14 protein-coding genes are annotated in these 16,730 nt (G+C 68.2%); 5 read left to right on the top strand and 9 right to left on the bottom strand.

What is annotated here, in order from left to right:
- Nucleotides 1–44: 44 nt before the first annotated feature.
- The 9 genes from hisC to gatC form a co-directional block, all read right to left on the bottom strand.
- Entirely contained in the window at nucleotides 45–1,136 is a 1,092-nt protein-coding gene (gene hisC, locus GS424_RS05480) for a histidinol-phosphate transaminase (RefSeq protein WP_160943075.1), read from the bottom strand.
- Nucleotides 1,129–2,487, bottom strand: a complete 1,359-nt coding sequence (gene hisD, locus GS424_RS05475) for a histidinol dehydrogenase (RefSeq protein ID WP_160943076.1) — start codon at nucleotides 2,485–2,487, stop codon at nucleotides 1,129–1,131. Before hisD ends, hisC begins: the two co-directional genes overlap by 8 nt.
- A 3-nt stretch (nucleotides 2,488–2,490) precedes the next feature.
- Entirely contained in the window at nucleotides 2,491–4,158 is a 1,668-nt protein-coding gene (hisZ, locus tag GS424_RS05470) for an ATP phosphoribosyltransferase regulatory subunit (protein ID WP_160943077.1), read from the bottom strand.
- A 250-nt stretch (nucleotides 4,159–4,408) separates the two neighbouring features.
- Entirely contained in the window at nucleotides 4,409–5,302 is an 894-nt protein-coding gene (locus GS424_RS05465) for a DUF2797 domain-containing protein (protein WP_160943078.1), read from the bottom strand.
- A gap of 159 nt (nucleotides 5,303–5,461) precedes the next feature.
- Nucleotides 5,462–5,746 (bottom strand): holotricin-3, encoded by a 285-nt coding sequence (locus GS424_RS05460; protein ID WP_154334201.1) that lies wholly within the window; start codon nucleotides 5,744–5,746, stop codon nucleotides 5,462–5,464.
- A gap of 90 nt (nucleotides 5,747–5,836) precedes the next feature.
- Nucleotides 5,837–7,351 carry an alanine/glycine:cation symporter family protein gene (locus GS424_RS05455; RefSeq protein ID WP_160943079.1) on the bottom strand — a complete coding sequence of 505 codons (1,515 nt, stop codon included), beginning with the start codon at nucleotides 7,349–7,351 and terminating at the stop codon, nucleotides 5,837–5,839.
- An 82-nt stretch (nucleotides 7,352–7,433) separates the two neighbouring features.
- The gene (gatB, locus tag GS424_RS05450; RefSeq protein WP_160943080.1) at nucleotides 7,434–9,008 is read right to left on the bottom strand and encodes an Asp-tRNA(Asn)/Glu-tRNA(Gln) amidotransferase subunit GatB; all 1,575 of its coding nucleotides are present in this window, start codon (nucleotides 9,006–9,008) and stop codon (nucleotides 7,434–7,436) included.
- Nucleotides 9,009–9,010: 2 nt separating this feature from the next.
- A complete protein-coding gene (gatA, locus tag GS424_RS05445) occupies nucleotides 9,011–10,603 on the bottom strand; it encodes an Asp-tRNA(Asn)/Glu-tRNA(Gln) amidotransferase subunit GatA (protein ID WP_244977682.1) in 1,593 nt (530 codons plus the stop codon).
- Entirely contained in the window at nucleotides 10,603–10,914 is a 312-nt protein-coding gene (gene gatC, locus GS424_RS05440) for an Asp-tRNA(Asn)/Glu-tRNA(Gln) amidotransferase subunit GatC (RefSeq protein ID WP_154334204.1), read from the bottom strand. The genes gatA and gatC overlap by 1 nt, the downstream gene beginning before the upstream one ends.
- Before the next feature lie 342 nt (nucleotides 10,915–11,256).
- Here gatC and GS424_RS05435 point away from each other — a divergent pair, with 342 nt between their 5' ends.
- The 5 genes from GS424_RS05435 to GS424_RS05415 all read left to right on the top strand — a co-directional run bounded on the left by GS424_RS05435 (nucleotide 11,257) and on the right by GS424_RS05415 (nucleotide 16,704).
- Nucleotides 11,257–12,774 (top strand): flavocytochrome c, encoded by a 1,518-nt coding sequence (locus GS424_RS05435; protein WP_160943081.1) that lies wholly within the window; start codon nucleotides 11,257–11,259, stop codon nucleotides 12,772–12,774.
- 125 nt (nucleotides 12,775–12,899) lie between these two features.
- The gene (locus GS424_RS05430; protein WP_160943082.1) at nucleotides 12,900–14,447 is read left to right on the top strand and encodes a helix-turn-helix transcriptional regulator; all 1,548 of its coding nucleotides are present in this window, start codon (nucleotides 12,900–12,902) and stop codon (nucleotides 14,445–14,447) included.
- Between the two features lie 280 nt (nucleotides 14,448–14,727).
- On the top strand, nucleotides 14,728–15,042 hold the full coding sequence (locus GS424_RS05425) for a PadR family transcriptional regulator (RefSeq protein WP_154334207.1): 315 nt from the start codon (nucleotides 14,728–14,730) through the stop codon (nucleotides 15,040–15,042).
- Entirely contained in the window at nucleotides 15,039–15,671 is a 633-nt protein-coding gene (locus tag GS424_RS05420; protein ID WP_160943083.1) for a DUF1700 domain-containing protein, read from the top strand. The genes GS424_RS05425 and GS424_RS05420 overlap by 4 nt, the downstream gene beginning before the upstream one ends.
- Nucleotides 15,664–16,704: a DUF4097 family beta strand repeat-containing protein gene (locus GS424_RS05415; RefSeq protein WP_160943084.1), complete on the top strand. Its 1,041-nt coding sequence runs from the start codon at nucleotides 15,664–15,666 to the stop codon at nucleotides 16,702–16,704. The genes GS424_RS05420 and GS424_RS05415 overlap by 8 nt, the downstream gene beginning before the upstream one ends.
- The last annotated feature ends 26 nt before the right edge of the window (nucleotides 16,705–16,730 follow it).

Here is a 16,730-nt window from a genome sequence, read left to right as displayed (position 1 = left end):
GGGACTAGCTTCGCGTCGCAGCCCTCGGCCCGTTCCGTCGGCCGTCAGGCCAACGGAACCTTCAAGTCGCACTTCCCCATCACCGCGTCGCGCAGGGCCCGCAGGAACGCGTCGTTCTCCTCGGGGGCGCCCACGGTCACGCGCAGGCAGTTCTCCAGATGCGGCGCGCGCGAGAAATCGCGCACGAGCACGCCGCGCTCGTACAGCGCCTCCCACACGAGGGGCGCGTTCTCCACGCGGAACAGCACGTAGTTCGCATCCGACGGGAACGACTTCACGCCGGGAACCATCCTCAGCCCCTCGATCAGGCGGGCGCGTTCCTCGATCACCGCGAGGATGCCGCGCTCGAACTTCGCGCGGTTCGCGTACACCACGCGCGCGACGGCCTGCGAGATGGCGTCCACCGAGTACGGCTGGCGCACCTTGACGAACTCGCGGACGACCTCGGCGTCGCCCAGGATGTAGCCCATGCGCACGCCGGCCAGGCTGAACGCCTTCGAGAACGTGCGCAGGATGACGAGGTTCTTGTGCTGCGCCAGGTAGGGGCGCATCGTCTGGCGCGAGAACTCGAAGTAGGCCTCGTCCACCATGACGAGCGCGTCGGTGGCGTCGAGCAGCCGGAGCATGAACGTCTCGCTGGCCAGCTGGCCCGTGGGGTTGTTCGGGCTCGTCACCACGAGATAGTCGATGCCGCCCTCGGCGACGCGCGCCAGCACGGCCTCCTCGTCGATGGAGAAGTCGACGCGGCGCGGCACGTCAACCACCGTCGTGCCCGTGAGGCGGGCGTTGGCGTCGTACACCGAGAACGTGGGCGGCAGGTTGAGGAACGTGCGGCCCGGCCCGCCCCACGCCAGCGCGAGGTTGAACAGCAGCTCGTCGCCGCCGTTGCCCACGAGCACCTGGTCGCGGTCGAGGCCGTTCGCCTCGGCTATCATGTCGCGCAGGTCGTTGGCCAGCGGGTCCGGATAGCGGTTGAGGGGCAGACGCTTCACCTCGCGCATGATGTCGCGGCGGATCTCGTCGTCCACGTCGTGCGGGTTCTCGTTCGCGGAGAGGATGGCGGTGGCGGGCAGGTACTTCGGATCGTAGGGCGTCACGCCTGCAAGCTGGGGAGCGGCCGTGCACACGCTACGCATCGGCGATCCCGTCCCCGGCCGCGCGGCCCGCTCCGTCGCCGCCCTCCATCCCATACACGTTGCCCGTGTCCAACAGGTTCTTGCGCATCTCCACGCTCATGGCGTGCGCCCACAGGCCCTCGTGCCGCGCGATGGTCATCACCATGTCGGCGTCGCGGGCGAGCGCCTGCGACGAGTACTGGATGACGCTCGACTTCTTCACGAACTCGTCCACCGACAGCGGCGAGGCGTAGCGCGCCGTGCCGCCCGTGGGCAGCGTGTGGTTCGGGCCGGCCGCGTAGTCGCCCACGGCCTCGGGCGTCCAGGCGCCCAGGAAGATGGCGCCCGCGTTGCGGATGGCGCCCAACAGGTCGAAGGCGTGGTCGACGTGCAGCTCCAGATGCTCGGGGGCGATGACGTTCACCGTCTCGATCGCCTGGGGCATGCTGTCGCACACCACGATGAGGCCCTGGTCGGCGAGCGAGGCGGCCGTGATCTCGGCGCGCGTGGACGTTTTCAGGTGGCGTTCCACCATGCGCTCCACCTCGTCGGCGTAGGCCTCGTCGAAGGCGACCAGGTAGCAGGCGGCCAGCGGGTCGTGCTCGGCCTGCGCCATGAGGTCGATGGCCACGAGCGCCGGGTCGGCCGTGGAATCGGCCACGACGCACACCTCGGACGGGCCGGCGATCATGTCGATGCCGACGTCGCCCGACACCACCTTCTTCGCCGCGGCCACGTAGGCGTTGCCGGGGCCGGTGATCTTGGCCACGGGCGCGATGGACTCGGTGCCGTACGCCAGCGCGGCGATGGCCTGCGCCCCGCCCACCGCGTAGATCTCGGTGACGCCGGAGATGCGGCACGCCTCGAGGATGGCCGGATCGAGCGAGCCGTCGGCCGTCGGCGGCGTCACGCACACGATGCGCCCCACGCCGGCCACGGCGGCCGGCAGCGCGTTCATCAGCACCGACGACGGGTACAGCGCGCGCCCGCCCGGCACGTAGATGCCCACGGACTCCAGCGGCTCCACCTTCGAGCCCACGAGCGCGCCGTCCTCGCGCACGGTGAACCAGCTCTGCTGCTTCTGGCGCTCGTGGAAGTCGCGGATCTGCGCGGCGGCCTGGCGCAGGGCGCGCGCCGTCTTGTCGTCCACGTTCGCGATGGCCTCGGCGATGGCGGCCTGGCTCACGCGGAAGTCCTCCACGCGCACGCCGTCGAACTGCTCGGTGTAGGCGCGCAGGGCCTCGTCGCCGCGCTCGCGCACGCCCTCGACGATGGCGGTGGCCGCCGTCAACGCGGCCGCGTTGAACGCGCCGGTGCGCTTGAGATGGGCGTTGGTGAACTGCTCGCCCGGTTGCAGGATGATGCGGCGCATGGGCTACTCCTTTTCCTTGCCGGCTTGGCGCGCGGCGGCTTCCGCGTTCCGCTGCAGCGCTTGGGTCAATTGTACGATACGCGCGTCCGTGCGGAACGCGCAGGTGTTCGAGAAGAAGCGCGCGGTCGACGAAAGGACCTCGTCGACCACCACGAGGTCGTTCTCGCGCAGGGTGGTGCCGGTCGCCGTGATGTCGACGATGCGCTCGGCCATGCCCGTCAAGGGCGCCAGCTCGATGTTCCCGTGCAGCTTCACGATCTCCACCTGGGTGCCCGTCTTCGCGTAGTGGGCGCGCGTGATGTTGGGGTACTTCGTGGCGATGCGCAGCGAGCCCAGGCGGCGGTAGTGCTCGTCGGCCGCGTCGGCGGCGCCGGCCGGCTCGGCCACCACGAAGCGGCACGCGCCGTAGCCGAGGTCGACGAGCTCCACGACGTCGGATTCGGCCTCCAGCAGCGAGTCCTTCCCGCAGATGCCGCAGTCGGCGGCGCCGAGCGACACGAACGCGGGCGCGTCGGTGGGGCGCACGATGACGTACTCGACGCCCGGGTTGCGGATGATGAGGGAGCGCCCGGGATCGGCCAGCCCCGTCACGTCGAGGCCCGCCTCGCCGAGCGCGGCCACCGTGTCGGCGTTGAGCGAGCCCTTCGGCACCGCGATGCGCAGCGGGCGCGCGGAGGGCGCGCCGCCGGCCGCGCAATCGGCGGCCGCAGCTGCCGCCATGGCCTGCTCGAGGGAGAACGCGAAGCCCGCGGCCGGGCGGCTCTCGCCGTACGACCCGATCATGTTGTCGTAGCGGCCGCCGCTGCCGAGCGGGGTGCCCAGCTCGGGCGCGTAGGCCTCGAACACGATGCCCGTGTAGTAGTCGAACGAGCTCATCACCGAGAAGTCCACGAGGATGCGGTCGGCCAGGCCCGCCTCGGCCAGCAGGTCGCAGGTGCGGGCGAAGTCGTCGAGGCCGTCCTCGCAGCCGAGCGGGGCCACGAGCGCGCGCACCTGCTCCACCGCCTCGCGCCCGCCGCGGATGCGCGGCAGCGCGCGGATGGCCGCCGCGAACACGGGCGGCACGACGGCCGCCTCGCCCGTGAGCCGGTCGACCTCGACGAAGTTCGACGCATGGAACGCGGCCAGCACCTGCTCGGTCCACTGCGCGGGCGCCCCGCTCGCGGCGAGCAGCGCGCGCAGCACGCCCACCGTGGCCAGCGCCAGCTTGCAGCCGCGCGCGCCCGCCAGCTCGAGCGCCTCCACCATGAGCTCCACCACTTCCGCGTCGGCCTGGGGCCCGGCCTCGCCGATGCACTCCACGCCGATCTGCGTCATCTCGCGCGCCTGGGCCTGCATGCGGCCCTCGGCCTCGCGGAACACGCGCTGCATGTAGCGGAAGCGGAACGGCCCCGGCTGGCCCGCGAGGCGCGTCGCGCACATGCGCGCCACCTGCAGCGTCACGTCGGGACGCATGGCCAAGAGGTCGCCGCCGGCGTCGAAGAACTTGAAGGGAGAGCCGGGCATGCGGCCTCCCGCGCGCATGACGTCCATGACCTCGAGCGTGGGCGTCTCGATGGGCAGGTAGCCGCGCGCGGCGAAGCACGCCTGCACGTCGCGGGCGATGCGCTCGCGCATGCACGCCTCGTCGGCAAGCACGTCCCTGAACCCCGCCGGTGTCACGTAATCCATGATCCTCTTCCTTCGCTGGCCTGTTTGTCTCTGGTACTTTATCACAGTAGAGTAGTAAAGCAAGCTGTTTGCAGAATGTTTTGGAGAACCGCTACATTTTACGTCATGGAAGGGGTGCGGGGGCAGCCCCGCGCCACCCGAAACGAGAATGTTTCACGTGAAACATCTGTTCGGGGTAAAACGAGCGTGCGCCGCCCCCGAAGGAGCGGCGCACGGATGCGGAAGGGCGCTCGCTCTCGCTCGCCCCGCCTTAGAACAGCGAGAACTGCTGGGGCGCGAAGTCGTAGGAGCACACCACTTCGTCCTTCAAAAGCTCGATCTCGTGGGACTCCCATTCCTTGACGGACACGACGTAGTTCGTGCCCTCCTGCTCGAACACGAGCGCGCCGCCCACCATGCCGATGCAGCGGCCGCCGCACTCGCCGTCGTGGCCCTCGGGCACCTGCAGGTCGTGGCAGTCGGGCGACGGGCCGCCGAAATAGTGCGGCGACAGGTCCTCGGCCGGCTCCGCGCCCTCGAGGCCGAGGCGCTCCACCGTGGCGTCGAGCACCTCCTTCGCCTCGGCGAAGTCGAAGCGCTCGTTCACGAGCAGGTCGACCTTCTTCGACGCGCGCATGGTTTCCAGGATGCCGGGCTGCGCGCACAGCGCCGCCTCCAGCTCGCGCGCGTCGTCGGCGCATCCGAAGCGGCCGACGATGCGGGCCGCGCGGGCGCCCTGCTCCAGCAGGCGCTCGATGCCGCGCGTCTCCGACGAGATGCCGGCCTTCACGTACTTCGGCGAGAAGTACGCCAGGTAGGTGAAGTGCGGCGTGAGGTTGTAGGCGCGCTGCTGGGCCGAGATGAAGTCGGCGTAGTAGAACGAGGGGTTGAAGCCCGTGGCTTCCTGGCACGCCGGGCACATCGTGTCCTTCGCATCGGGAAGCAGCTCCACGTTGAGCGGGCACACCTCCTTCGTGTAGGACTCGAGATCGAAGCGCCCCACGCAACGCCGCTTGGGCAACCGACGCAGCGAGAACGTCTTGCCGAGCACGGCGAAGCGGTGCTGCGCACCCCGCTCCACGTCGTTGATCAGCAGGTAGGGACCGGATTCGGCGAAGCCGTGGCCCGCCAGGACAGTCGTGCGACCGTTCGCGAAGTTCGTCATATCGTTATCCTTGTGCAACTCGTACCGAATAGATCACTGTTTTCGACGCGAATGATAGCGCACAAGGGGCATTCGACGCGAGCGCGCGCGGCGAAAGGCGAAAAATCGCACAGAAGCAGCGCGGCCCCTTCTCTGGGAAGGGGCCGCGGTTCGTCTCGCCTACGCCACGCCCGACGCCATGAGCGCCTGGGTGGCCTGGTACATGGTCACCGAGAAGTACACCATGAACGCCACCGCCACCGAGCAGAGGATCTTCGCCACGATGTGCCAGTCGCTCCTCCAGCACAGCACGATGCCCACCGGCCAGAATATGACGAGGAAGAAGACGATCCAGAACGTCTGCTTGTACCACACCTTCTGGTTCGGCTCCTCGATCAGGTCGTTCGCATTCTTGCGCAGGTCGCGCTTCAGCCAGTCGCCCGCGCGACGGTCGTCGTCAGCCATGCCGCTTCCTTTCCTCCCACCGCGCCCCGTGCCCGCGCGTCCGCGTTTCCGTCTATCCTACCACGCCTGTCGAGGGCGTCCGGAGCGTCCTCAGTTCAGCCCGGCGTACTCCACGTCGATCTGGTCGTCGAGGTACTCCTGCACCGGCTGCTTGCCGTACTCCTCGAGGTGCGACAGATGCCAGCACTCGGTGGGCGGCAGCCCCTCGATGTTGTCGGCCACGAACACCGGGTCCTTGCCGGCCTTGCGCTGCGCCGAGTAGTCGTCGAGCACCTTGAGCGCCCACTTGCCCAGCAACATGATGGCGATGAGGTTCACGATGGCCATGAAGCCCATGAAGATGTCGGCCAGGTTCCACGCGAGGTCGAAGCTGTTCACCGCGCCGTAGAAGATGACCGCGAGGCACACGAGGCGGAACACGAGCAGCAGCGCCCGGCTGTCGCCCTTGATGAAGCGCAGGTTGTTCTCGGCGTAGAAGTAGTTGCCGATGAGGCTGGAGAACGCGAAGGCGAAGATGGCGAACGTGATGAAGTGGATGCCGATCTCGCCCACCGAGTTGTTCACGGCCATCTGCACGAGCGGCATGCCGTTGAGCGCGGCGGCCGCCTGCGGGTCCTGCACGTAGAACACGAGCACCATCATGGCCGAGCAGGTGCAGATGAGCAGCGTGTCGATGTACACGGACAGGCTCTGCACGAGGCCCTGCTTGCAGGGGTGCGACACCGACGCCGTGGCGGCCGCGTTCGGCGCCGAGCCCATGCCGGCCTCGTTGGAGTACAGGCCGCGCTTGATGCCCAGCATGACCACCGAGCCCGCGAAGCCGCCGAAGATCGACTGGAAGTCGAACGCCGAGGCGAACACCAGCGAGAACACCTGGGGCAGCACGGTGATGTTGGTGACGGTGGTCCACACCGCGATGGCGATGTAGGCGATGGCCATGATGGGCACGATGATGGACGTGATGATGCTGATGCGCTTCGCGCCGCCGAAGATGACGAACGCGGTCATCACCGCCAGCACGATGCCGCAGGCCACGGCCGCGCCGTTCGTGGCGTAGTCGGGGATGTAGTACTCGAGCGACGAGGCCGCGTTGAAGGCCTGCAGCCCGTTGAACCCGAACGCGAAGCACAGGATGAGCAGCACGGCGAACAGGATGCCCAGCCAGCGCTTCCCCAGCGCCTGCTGGATGTAGTACGCGGGGCCGCCGCGGAACTCGCCCTCCTTGCCGCGCACCTTCCACACCTGCGCGAGCGTGGACTCGATGAACGCCGACGCCGCGCCGATGACGGCCATGAGCCCCATCCAGAACACGGCGCCCGGGCCGCCCGTGGCGATGGCGGTGGCCACGCCGGCGATGTTGCCCGTGCCCACGCGCGACGCCGTGGACACCATGAGCGCCTGGAACGACGAGATCGAGCGCTCGCCCTCCACATGCTTCTTCTCGGTCAGCTGCGTGAACATGTCCTTGATGTAGCGGATCTGCACGGCCTTCGTGCGGATGGTGAAGTACACGCCCACGGCCACCAGCAACAGCAGCAGGATGTACGTGTACAGAAACCCGTCGACCTCGCCCGTCCAGGCGATGAGCCATTCGTTGAAGTCCATTCGTCCCCCTTCTCCTTCAAAAGCGGAAGCGCGCCCGAACCGCAGCGCGCCTCCGCGTCTTTACGTACGTGCGCGATCAGCCCTATCCGAGCTTCTTCGCCAGCAGCTCGTTGATGAGCTTCGGGTTGCCCTGGCCGCGCATCTCCTTCATGCACTGGCCCACGAAGAACCCGATGAGGCCCGTCTTGCCGCCCTGGTACTGCGCCACCTTGTCGGGGTTGGCCGCCAGCACCGCGTCGATCACGGCCTCGATGGCGCCCGTGTCCGACACCTGCTTCATGCCGCGCTCCTCCACGATGGCCGCCGGGTCCTTGCCCTCGTCGAGCACGGCCGCGAACACCTCTTTGGCCTGCTTGGACGAGATGACGTCCTCGGCTTGCAGGCGCACGAGCTGAAGCGCGCGGGCCGGGGTGAGCGGCGTGGAGCCCAGGCGGACGCCGTCCGCGGCGTTCAGGTAGGCGGTCACGTCGTTGATGACGAGGTTCGCCACCGGCTTCGCCAGCTTGGCCGCGTCGCCCGCGGCCAGCTCCATGCACGCCTCGAAGAAGTCGGCCGTCTCGCGATGCTCCACGAGATGGCGCGCATCGTAAGCGCTGAGGCCGAACGCGTCCTCGTAGCGGGCCGCCTTCTGGTCGGGCAGCTCGGGGAGCTTCGCGCGCACCGATTCGATCCACTCGTCGGCGAGGTCGTAGGGCGCGAGGTCCGGGTCGGGGAACAGGCGGTAGTCGTCGGCCGTCTCCTTCACGCGCATCACGATGGTGCGCTTGGCCGACGGGTCCCAGTGCCGCGTCTCCTGGAAGATCTGGCCGCCCTCCTCGAGCACGTCCGCCTGGCGGCAGATCTCGTAGGCCAGGCCGTCGTGGAGGTTCTTGAAGCTGTTCATGTTCTTGAGCTCGGTCTTCACGCCGAATTCCTTGGCGCCGCGGCGGCGCAGCGACACGTTGCCGTCGCAACGCATGCTGCCCTCCTCCATCGAGCAGTCGGAGATGCCCAGCGCCAGGTAGATCTGGCGCAGCTTCTGCATGAACAGGCGCGCCTCCTCGGGCGTGCGCAGGTCGGGCTCGGTGACCAGCTCGGTGAGCGGCGTGCCGGCGCGGTTGTAGTCGACCAGCGAGTGCGTGGCCCCGGCGATGCGGCCCTCGCCGCCGCCGATGTGCACCATCTTGCCCGCGTCCTCCTCCATGTGGATGCGCGTGATGCCCACGTGGGCGGTGTAGCCGTCCGCCGTGCGCGTCACGTTGCCGCGGCTCTCGCCCACGGCGAGCCCGTCCAGGTCGATACGCTCCTTCGCGGCCGCGCCGTCCACGTCGAGGTCGAGGTGGCCGCGCATGCAGAACGCCACGGGACCCTGCGTGGTCTGGTAGTTCTTCGACATGTCGGGGTACATGTACGTTTTGCGGTAGAACATCGAGTGCTTCTCGATGTCGCAGTTCGTGGCCAGGCCCGCCAGCACGATGGACTCGATGGCCGCGCGGTTCGGCACGGGAAGCGCGCCGGGCATGCCGAGGCACACGGGGCACGTGTGCGTGTTCGGCTCGGCGCCGAACTCCAGCTTGCAGCCGCAGAACATCTTGGTGTCGAGCGTCGTCAGCTCGGCGTGTATCTCGAGGCCGATGACGGCCTCCCAATCCTGCAGCACCTCTTCGAGCTTTCTCATGGCTACTCGCCTGCCTTTCCGTCGTCGAGGAGGCCGGGCAGGTCGACCCCCGGCACCGCGTCTGCGGCGTCGGGGATGGTCGCCTGCGCGCCCGCCGGCGCCGCCGCGCCCGGCGCGAACGCCGGCGCCACGGGGGCCGGGCCGTACACCGTTTCCAGCGCGGCGGCCACGCGCAGCATGTTCTCGTCCTTGAACTGCGGCGAGATCAGCTGCACGCCCACGGGCAGCTGCGTCTGCGCGCCCAGGCCCACGGGCAGGCTCATGCCGCCGTTGCCCGCGATGTTGATGGAGATGGTGAACATGTCCGACAGGTACATGTCGGTGGGGTCGCTCACCTCGCCGAACGTGAACGCGGTGCGCGGAGACACGGGCGCGACGATGCAGTCCACCTGCTCGTAGGCGCGCGCGTAGTCCTGCGTGATGAGCGTGCGCACCTGCTGCGCCGGGTAGTAATAGGTGTCGTACACGCCCGCAGACAAGAGGTAGCTGCCCAGCATGATGCGGCGGCGCGCCTCGGGGCCGAAGCCCTTGGCGCGGCTGGCCTCGTACTGGCCGCCGAGGTCCTTGTGACCGGGATCGCAGTAGCCGTAGCGCACCGAGTCGAAGCGCGCGAGGTTGCTGAACGCCTCGCAGGGGCCCAGCACGTAGTAGGCGCTCATCGCGGCCTGGGCGTTCGGCAGCTCCACCTCCACGATGTCGGCGCCGAGCGCGCGCAGGTGCTCGACGGCCTCCTCCACCTTGGCCTTCACCTCGTCGGTGAGGCCGCGGGCCTCCATGAACGCGGGCACCACGCCGATGCGCATGCCGCGCACGCCCTCGGCCAGGTTCGCCGTGAAGTCGACGTCCACGGCCTGGCTCGTGCAGTCGAGCGCGTCGCGGCCGGCGATGGCGTTGAGCGCGTACGCCGCGTCCTCCACCGAGCGCGTGAACGGGCCCACCTGGTCGAGCGAGCTGCCGAACGCCACCACGCCGTAGCGGCTGACCACGCCGTACGTGGGCTTGACGGCCACGGTGCCGCAGAAGCTGCCGGGCTGGCGGATGGAGCCGCCCGTGTCGCTGCCCAGCGTGATGGTGGCCAGGCCCGCGCCCACGGCCGACGCGCTGCCGCCCGACGAGCCGCCGGGCACGCGCGCGAGGTCCCACGGGTTGCGGGTGGGGCCGAAGGCGCTCGTCTCCGTGGAGGAGCCGAACGCGAATTCGTCCATGTTGAGCTTGCCGAGCGGGATGCCGCCGGCGTTGATGGTGCGCTCGACGCACGTGGCCGTGTAGGGCGACACATAGTTGGCGAGCATGGTGGACGAGCACGTGGTGTGCGTGCCCTCGAGGTTCATGTTGTCCTTGAACGCCACGGGCACGCCGGCCAGCGGTCCGCACGCGTCGAGCGTGCCGGCAGCCACGGCGGCGTCGAGCGCGGCCGCCTGGTCGAGCGCGCGCCGCTCGGTGGTTTCGAGGAACGCGTGCGTGGCGCCGTCGAGCGCGCGCACGCGCGCGAGCGAGCTCTCGGCGATCTCGCGGGCCGAGAAGTCCTTGGCGGCGAGGCCGGCGCGGATGTCGCGCACGCTCATCGCGGCGAACACGGGGGCGGTGGAGGCCATCAGCGATCGCCCCCTTCGCCGAGGATCGACGGGATGAGGAAGCTGCCGTCCTGCTGCTTGGGCGCGTTCTCGAGCGCCTCCTCCTGCGTGAAGGAGGGCGCCTCGGCGTCCTCGCGCATGACGTTGGAAAGGCCGCCGATGGGGTGGAACGTGGGCTCCACGCCCTCGAGGTCGTATTCGGTGATGGGCTTCAGGCTGTCGATGATGGCGTTGAGGTCGACGACCATGCGCGCCACCTCGTCGTCCGGCAGCCCGATGCGCGCGTATTCCGCGATGCCGCGGACGTCGCGCTCGGTGAGATGTTGGGTCATAGGGCCTGCTCTTTCCTTCTCTCGTTTTCACGCATCGGCCCCGCGCGGCACGCCCGGAAACCGAAGGTGGAACAGGTGAAAACATAACGCCGTCCATAATAGCAAACCTTGCGTGCGGCGCGGGCGCGCACGCCCGCGCCGCACGATTTTTCTCGAAGGCGACGCGCGGAGCAGAGCGAGCGTCTCCCACAGGGGCCGAAAACGGCGAGAACCGGGCCCTGTCCAGCAGAATCACCCGCTTCGGGTGTAGAACCCACCCGATCGTCGGCTGCCCCTCCCCGGCGTGGCGGGATATCGTCTTACGCAGAGGAACCGCATCACGACAAGGGAGAGGAACGAACCATGCTACAGGGCGACCAGAACAACCAGGCCAACACGACGACCGGAAGGGCCATCGGGCGACGCGACTTCCTGCGCGGCGCTCTCGGCTCGGGCATGCTCGCAGCCGTGTCGTTCGCCGGCCTGACCGGCTGCGCGCCGAGCCAGGCGAGCGCGAGCGAGGGGCGCGACGGCGGGACGTACGACGTGATCGTCATCGGCGCGGGCGGCGCGGGCATGACGGCGGCCATGAGCGCGCACGACGGCGGCGCACGCGTCATCCTGTTGGAGAAAATGGCCGTGGCCGGAGGCAACACCTGCTTCGCCGAGGGCGGCATGAACGCCTGCTGCACCCAGCTGCAGAAGGAGGAGGGCATCGAGGACAGCGTGGACCTGTTCGCGTCCGACACGTTCAAAGGAGGCCATGATCTGGGCAACATGGACCTCATCCGCTATATGTGCGAAAACTCCAACGCCGCCATCGAGCGCCTCGCCGAACGCGGCATGAACCTCACGAAGATCTCCACGTCCGGCGGTGCGTCCGTGCCGCGCATCCATCGTCCCGAAGACGGAAGCGCCGTGGGCAAGTACCTGGTCAAGCACATGTGCGACCAGTGCGCACAGCGCGGCGTGGATGCCGTCACCCACATGAGCGTGCAGGAGATCCTCCTCGGCGAAGACGGGCGCATCGCCGGCGTGCGGGCGCTCGACGATCGCAGCGGACACCTCGTCGACTACCGCGCCCGAGCCATCGTGATCGCCGCCGGCGGGTTCGGCGCGAACCACGAGATGCTCGCCCAGTACCGCCCCGAGCTGCGCGAGGCCGTGACCACGAACCAACCCGGCGCGCAGGGCGACGGCATCCTGCTCGGCCAGGCTGTGGGAGCCGATATAGTGGACATCGAGCAGATCCAGGTGCACCCCACCGTCGAACAGGGTACATCGATCCTGTTGAGCGAGGGAATCCGCGGCGACGGCGCCATTCTCGTGAACGCCGAGGGCAACCGCTTCACGGACGAGCTGCTCACGCGCGACGTGGTGTCGGCTGCCGAATGGGAACAACCCGGCGGCTGGGCGTTCGCCGTGTTCGACCGCAAGGTCTACGACGAGAACAAGAGCATCAAGGAGAAGTTCGAGGAGAAAAACCTCGCTCTTTCCGCCGACACGCTCGAGGACCTGTGCGGCCTCATGGGCGTCGACGCCTCCAACTTCACCGCGACGATGGAGGCGTACAACGGCGCGATAGCCGCCGACGCCGACGATCCGTTCGGCCGTTGGAAGAGCCGCTACCCCATCGACGAGGCGCCATTCTACGCCATCAAGGTGGCGCCCGGCATCCACCACACGATGGGCGGCCTGCGCATCGACACCGAGGCGCGCGTGCTGGACGCGAGCGGCGCGCCCATCCCCGGCCTGTTCGCGGCCGGCGAGGTGACGGGCGGCATCCATGGCGGCAACCGCCTGGGCGGCAACGCCATCTGCGACATCAACGTCTTCGGCCATCGCGCGGCGGAGAGCGTGCTGGCGTTCCTCGGCCGCTAGACGCGATTCACCTCTCCTCCCGAGATGGCGGCGACCGGAGGGTCGCCGCCATCTGCCGACGCCTCGCCCCCCCTTCCGCTATACTGGGACCCGACGGGACGGATCGCAAGGGGGAGCAGAACCGCATGGCGCACTCGGCAGACGGACAACAAGACGCACGGGGGCTTTCCGCGTTCCTCGCACGGCATGTGCCGCTCTTCTCGATCAACTTCCTGGGCCTCGTCGCCGTGCGCATCTGGATTCAAGCCGACCTGTACGATCGCTACACCTCCACCGATTCCGGCATCATCACCATCGCGGCCAACCTGCTGCGCGCCATGCTCATCCTCATCATGCTGGCCATCATCGCGCGACGCGGGTTCTCCGTCAAAGCGCAGAGCGCGCTGAGCCTCGTCTCGGCCGCCGCCATGACGGCGGCAAGCGCCCTGTTCCTGTTGGAAAGCGTGTATCCCAGCCAGACGCTCGTCGCTGCGGCCTGCGCGTTCGCCGGGTTCGGCATCATCTGGGGCGGCGGCATGTGGATGAGCTTCTACGTGCGCCTGCGTCCCGCCGAAGCGCTGCTGTACGCCTTCCTGTCGCTTGCCGCCAGCTCGTTTCTGGGCCTGTTTCTGGGCATCGTTCCCGAAAACGTGGCGCTGCTCGTGGCCATCCTCATGCCCACGCTGTCCTGCATCGCCTTCCGTCGAGCGCAAGCCCTGCTCGATGCGCGGGAGGGTCGCGAGGAGCCTCTCGAACACGGCGAGCGCGGCGACGCGGCGGATCGCGCGTACGACCGGGAACCGCGTACGACCTTCGTCCGGCTGCTCGCCGGCGTCGCGCTGTTCAACCTCGCCCTCGGCGTCGCGCGCGGATTCCCTTCGGGAGCCTCCATCGAGCTGCCCTTGGCATTCCAGGCGCTCCACCAGTTCGGAGCGGCGGCGCTCTCGCTCGGCGTGATCGGCTGGGCGCTCGTCAGGGGGCGCTCGCTCAGGTTCTCGTCGCTGTGGAACATCGCCGTCACGCTCGTGGTTGCCGGCGTGCTCGCGCTTGCCGCCATGAGCGAGCCCTTGGCCCCCTTCGGCGCCATGCTCATCGCGGCGGCGAACACGTTCTCGCTCGGCCTCCTGTGGTACAGCTGCTACGACGTCGCGCGCCATAGCAGCTGGGCTCCGTACGCCATCCTCGGGCTGGGATGGGTGGCGCACATCCTGCCGCGCGAGCTCGGGCGCGCGCTCATCTGGGTAGCCGAACCCCACTCGGCGGCGGCCGTCGGCATCACCACCGCCATCGTCCTCCTGCTGGCGATCAGCATGGCGTTGCTGCTGGGCGACTCCATTCCGCGCACGCGTCCCCTGTTCGCCGATTTCCGCACGCGCGGCGGCGGCATCGCGAGCAGCATCGCCGCCCATGCGCAGGCTGTGCGCGGCGAAGGCGGCGCGGCTGTGGAGAGCGACGTGGCCGGAGACACGCTGACGCGTCAGCTTGAGCGCTTGAAGCAGCGCTACTTCCTCACCGAGCGCGAATGCGAAGTGGTGGCGCTGCTCGCACGCGGGCGCAGCAAGACCGCCATCGGCGAGAAGCTGTTCCTGTCCGAGAACACGGTGAAGACCTACGTCAAGAACGTGTACGCAAAGCTCGACGTCCACACGAAGCAAGAACTCCTCGACCGCATCGACGAGCAGCCCGTCGGATAGTCCCGCAGCCCTCAGGGCAACATCAGAGCAGCAGCGAATCGCGACGCACCGGAACGAATGTTTCACGTGAAACATTCGTTCGCATGGTGTGCCCGGCCCCAGGTGACGAGCCCGCCGTCGCATGGCGCGTCGACCGCGTGCGGCGCCGCACCCGAAGCTCCTTCGCCCGCTTCTGCCCCTCTTCCCCCGCCCCCGCCGCTCGCCCTCCCAACATTTTTCTAAATACCCGTTGACGCCTTATACTATGTGTCATATAGTATAAGGCGAAAGGAGGTATGCGATGGATGCACAATTGAAGCGAGGGTTCCTCGATGTTTGCGTGCTCGCATCGATCAACCGCCAGGACTCGTACGGCTATCAGATCGTCAAAGACGTGCCGCCGAGCCTGCACCTCACGGAATCGACGCTGTACCCCCTGCTCAAACGGCTGGAGTCGGCAGGATTGCTGACGGTGTACGCCGTTGAGCACAACGGGCGCCTGCGCAAGTACTATCGCATCACGCCCGCCGGGGTCACGTACCTCGACGAGTTTTTGAAGGAATGGGACGACGTTTTGGACGTCTACGAGTATGTGAAACGAGGTGCCAACCGATGAATAAGACCGAGTTCTTGGATGCGTTGCGGCGCGCGCTCGGCAAGCTGCCGTCTTACGAGGTGGAGCAGTCGATCGCGTTCTACGCCGAGATGATCGACGACCGCATCGAAGACGGCATGGGCGAACAGGAGGCGGTGGCCGCGCTCGGGCCGGTGAACACCATCGCGGCGCAGATCATCGCCGAGACGCCGCCCATCCCGAAGGCCATCGCGAAGGCGAACACCGGCAGCCGCACGCTCAACATCGTGCTGCTGGCCATCCTCTCCCCCATCTGGGTGACGCTGGCGCTGGCGTTCGTGCTCACGGTGCTCTCCGTCTACCTTGCCATCTGGATGGTCGTCGTGGCGCTCTGGGCCGTCGTGGTCTCCCTGCTGGTGTGCGCGCCCTTCGGCGTGTTCGGCCTCGCGTGGTGCACGGCCATCGGGTACCCGCTCTCGGGCATCTGGATCTTCGGCTGCGGACTGGCCGGCGCCGGCATGGGGCTGTTCTCCTGGTTCGGCGTGCTCGCCGCCAGCAAGGGCCTCATCAACCTCACCCATTCGTTCGCCCGCTGGGTGAAGGGGCTGTTCATCAAGCTGCAGCGCAACGACGCCAGCCCCATCGCACCGGAAGGAGCAGCTCATGTCTAGCGGCAAGAAGACGTTGCTCGTCATCGCGACCATCCTCGTCGTCGGAGGCTTCGCCATCTCCTTCGGCGCGTTCGCGGCGGCCGGGTTCAACATCGAGAACCTCTCGACCGAATCCCGCAACTGGACGTCCACTACGAAGACGCTCGACCCCGAAGCGGAAAGCCCCCACAGCACCATCGTCCTGCGCGACGTGGACGAGAACGTGCGCATCGAGCCGACCGACGGCGACGCCATCGAGGTGACGTACTGGACGAACGAGCGGAAGCACTTCGACGTGACCGACAGCGGCGGCACCGTCACCGTCGAGGGTTCGCGCGACTCGTACATCGGCATCATGATGATCGGGTCGTTCGAGGACCATACCACCGTCGTGAAGGTGCCGCGCAGCTACACGGGCTCGCTCGACATCGACATCATGGGCGGCAACGTGGACGCGGCCGACCTGGACGGCCTGGGCTCCGTCACGGCGAAGACCGCAAGCGGCAGCATCAAGCTCGCGAACCTCGTCGCCAACGACATCGTGACGAGCGCGGCCAGCGGCAACGTGGAAGTGCGGGGCACGCAGTGCTCGTACCTCAGCGCCACCACGATGAGCGGCAACGTGGAGTACTCCGACGTCGAGGCGTCCGAGATCGTGAAGCTCGACACCGCGAGCGGCAAGCAGACGCTGCGGAACGTGAACACGGTCACGCTCGATGCGCACATGGGCAGCGGCGACATCCAGGCAACGGGCATCGCCGCCGCCGACGCGAAGTTCGACGCCGTCAGCGGCAACGTGAGCGCCTCGTTCACCGGCTCTGACAGCGAGTACGCCATCGAGGCCTCGTCGGTCAGCGGCAACGTGCACTCCCCGGCGGGCAGCGCCACGGCGTCGCGGCACGTGAGCGCCCATACGATGAGCGGGAACGTGACGCTGACGTTCGCGGAAGGCGGCGCGAGCGTCGACAGGGGCGGCACCAGCAGCAGCGACGGCGGCTTGAGCGCGCCGCAAGCCCCGGAGGCTCCTGAAGCGCCCGAGGCCCCATCCCTCTAGGCACCCTCCCTCCCTGCGCGAACGCG

It is taken from the genome of Eggerthella guodeyinii, assembly GCF_009834925.2.
GTDB classification, from domain to species: Bacteria; Actinomycetota; Coriobacteriia; order Coriobacteriales; family Eggerthellaceae; genus Eggerthella; species Eggerthella guodeyinii.
Note: the sequence above shows the minus strand (reverse complement) of the source record. Positions and strands in the feature narration are given on the sequence as shown.

Bases quoted from the DNA above. Each gene is read 5' to 3' on its own strand.
- hisZ (WP_160943077.1), bottom strand. From the start codon at position 4,158: ATGGATTACGTGACACCGGCGGGGTTCAGGGACGTGCTTGCCGACGAG.
- hisD (WP_160943076.1), bottom strand. From the start codon at position 2,487: ATGCGCCGCATCATCCTGCAACCGGGCGAGCAGTTCACCAACGCCCAT.
- GS424_RS05455 (WP_160943079.1), bottom strand. From the start codon at position 7,351: ATGGACTTCAACGAATGGCTCATCGCCTGGACGGGCGAGGTCGACGGG.
- GS424_RS05430 (WP_160943082.1), top strand. From the start codon at position 12,900: ATGGCGCACTCGGCAGACGGACAACAAGACGCACGGGGGCTTTCCGCG.
- GS424_RS05435 (WP_160943081.1), top strand. From the start codon at position 11,257: ATGCTACAGGGCGACCAGAACAACCAGGCCAACACGACGACCGGAAGG.
- gatC (WP_154334204.1), bottom strand. From the start codon at position 10,914: ATGACCCAACATCTCACCGAGCGCGACGTCCGCGGCATCGCGGAATAC.
- gatA (WP_244977682.1), bottom strand. From the start codon at position 10,603: ATGGCCTCCACCGCCCCCGTGTTCGCCGCGATGAGCGTGCGCGACATC.
- GS424_RS05425 (WP_154334207.1), top strand. From the start codon at position 14,728: ATGGATGCACAATTGAAGCGAGGGTTCCTCGATGTTTGCGTGCTCGCA.
- GS424_RS05460 (WP_154334201.1), bottom strand. From the start codon at position 5,746: ATGGCTGACGACGACCGTCGCGCGGGCGACTGGCTGAAGCGCGACCTG.
- gatB (WP_160943080.1), bottom strand. From the start codon at position 9,008: ATGAGAAAGCTCGAAGAGGTGCTGCAGGATTGGGAGGCCGTCATCGGC.
- GS424_RS05465 (WP_160943078.1), bottom strand. From the start codon at position 5,302: ATGACGAACTTCGCGAACGGTCGCACGACTGTCCTGGCGGGCCACGGC.
- hisC (WP_160943075.1), bottom strand. From the start codon at position 1,136: ATGCGTAGCGTGTGCACGGCCGCTCCCCAGCTTGCAGGCGTGACGCCC.
- GS424_RS05415 (WP_160943084.1), top strand. From the start codon at position 15,664: ATGTCTAGCGGCAAGAAGACGTTGCTCGTCATCGCGACCATCCTCGTC.
- GS424_RS05420 (WP_160943083.1), top strand. From the start codon at position 15,039: ATGAATAAGACCGAGTTCTTGGATGCGTTGCGGCGCGCGCTCGGCAAG.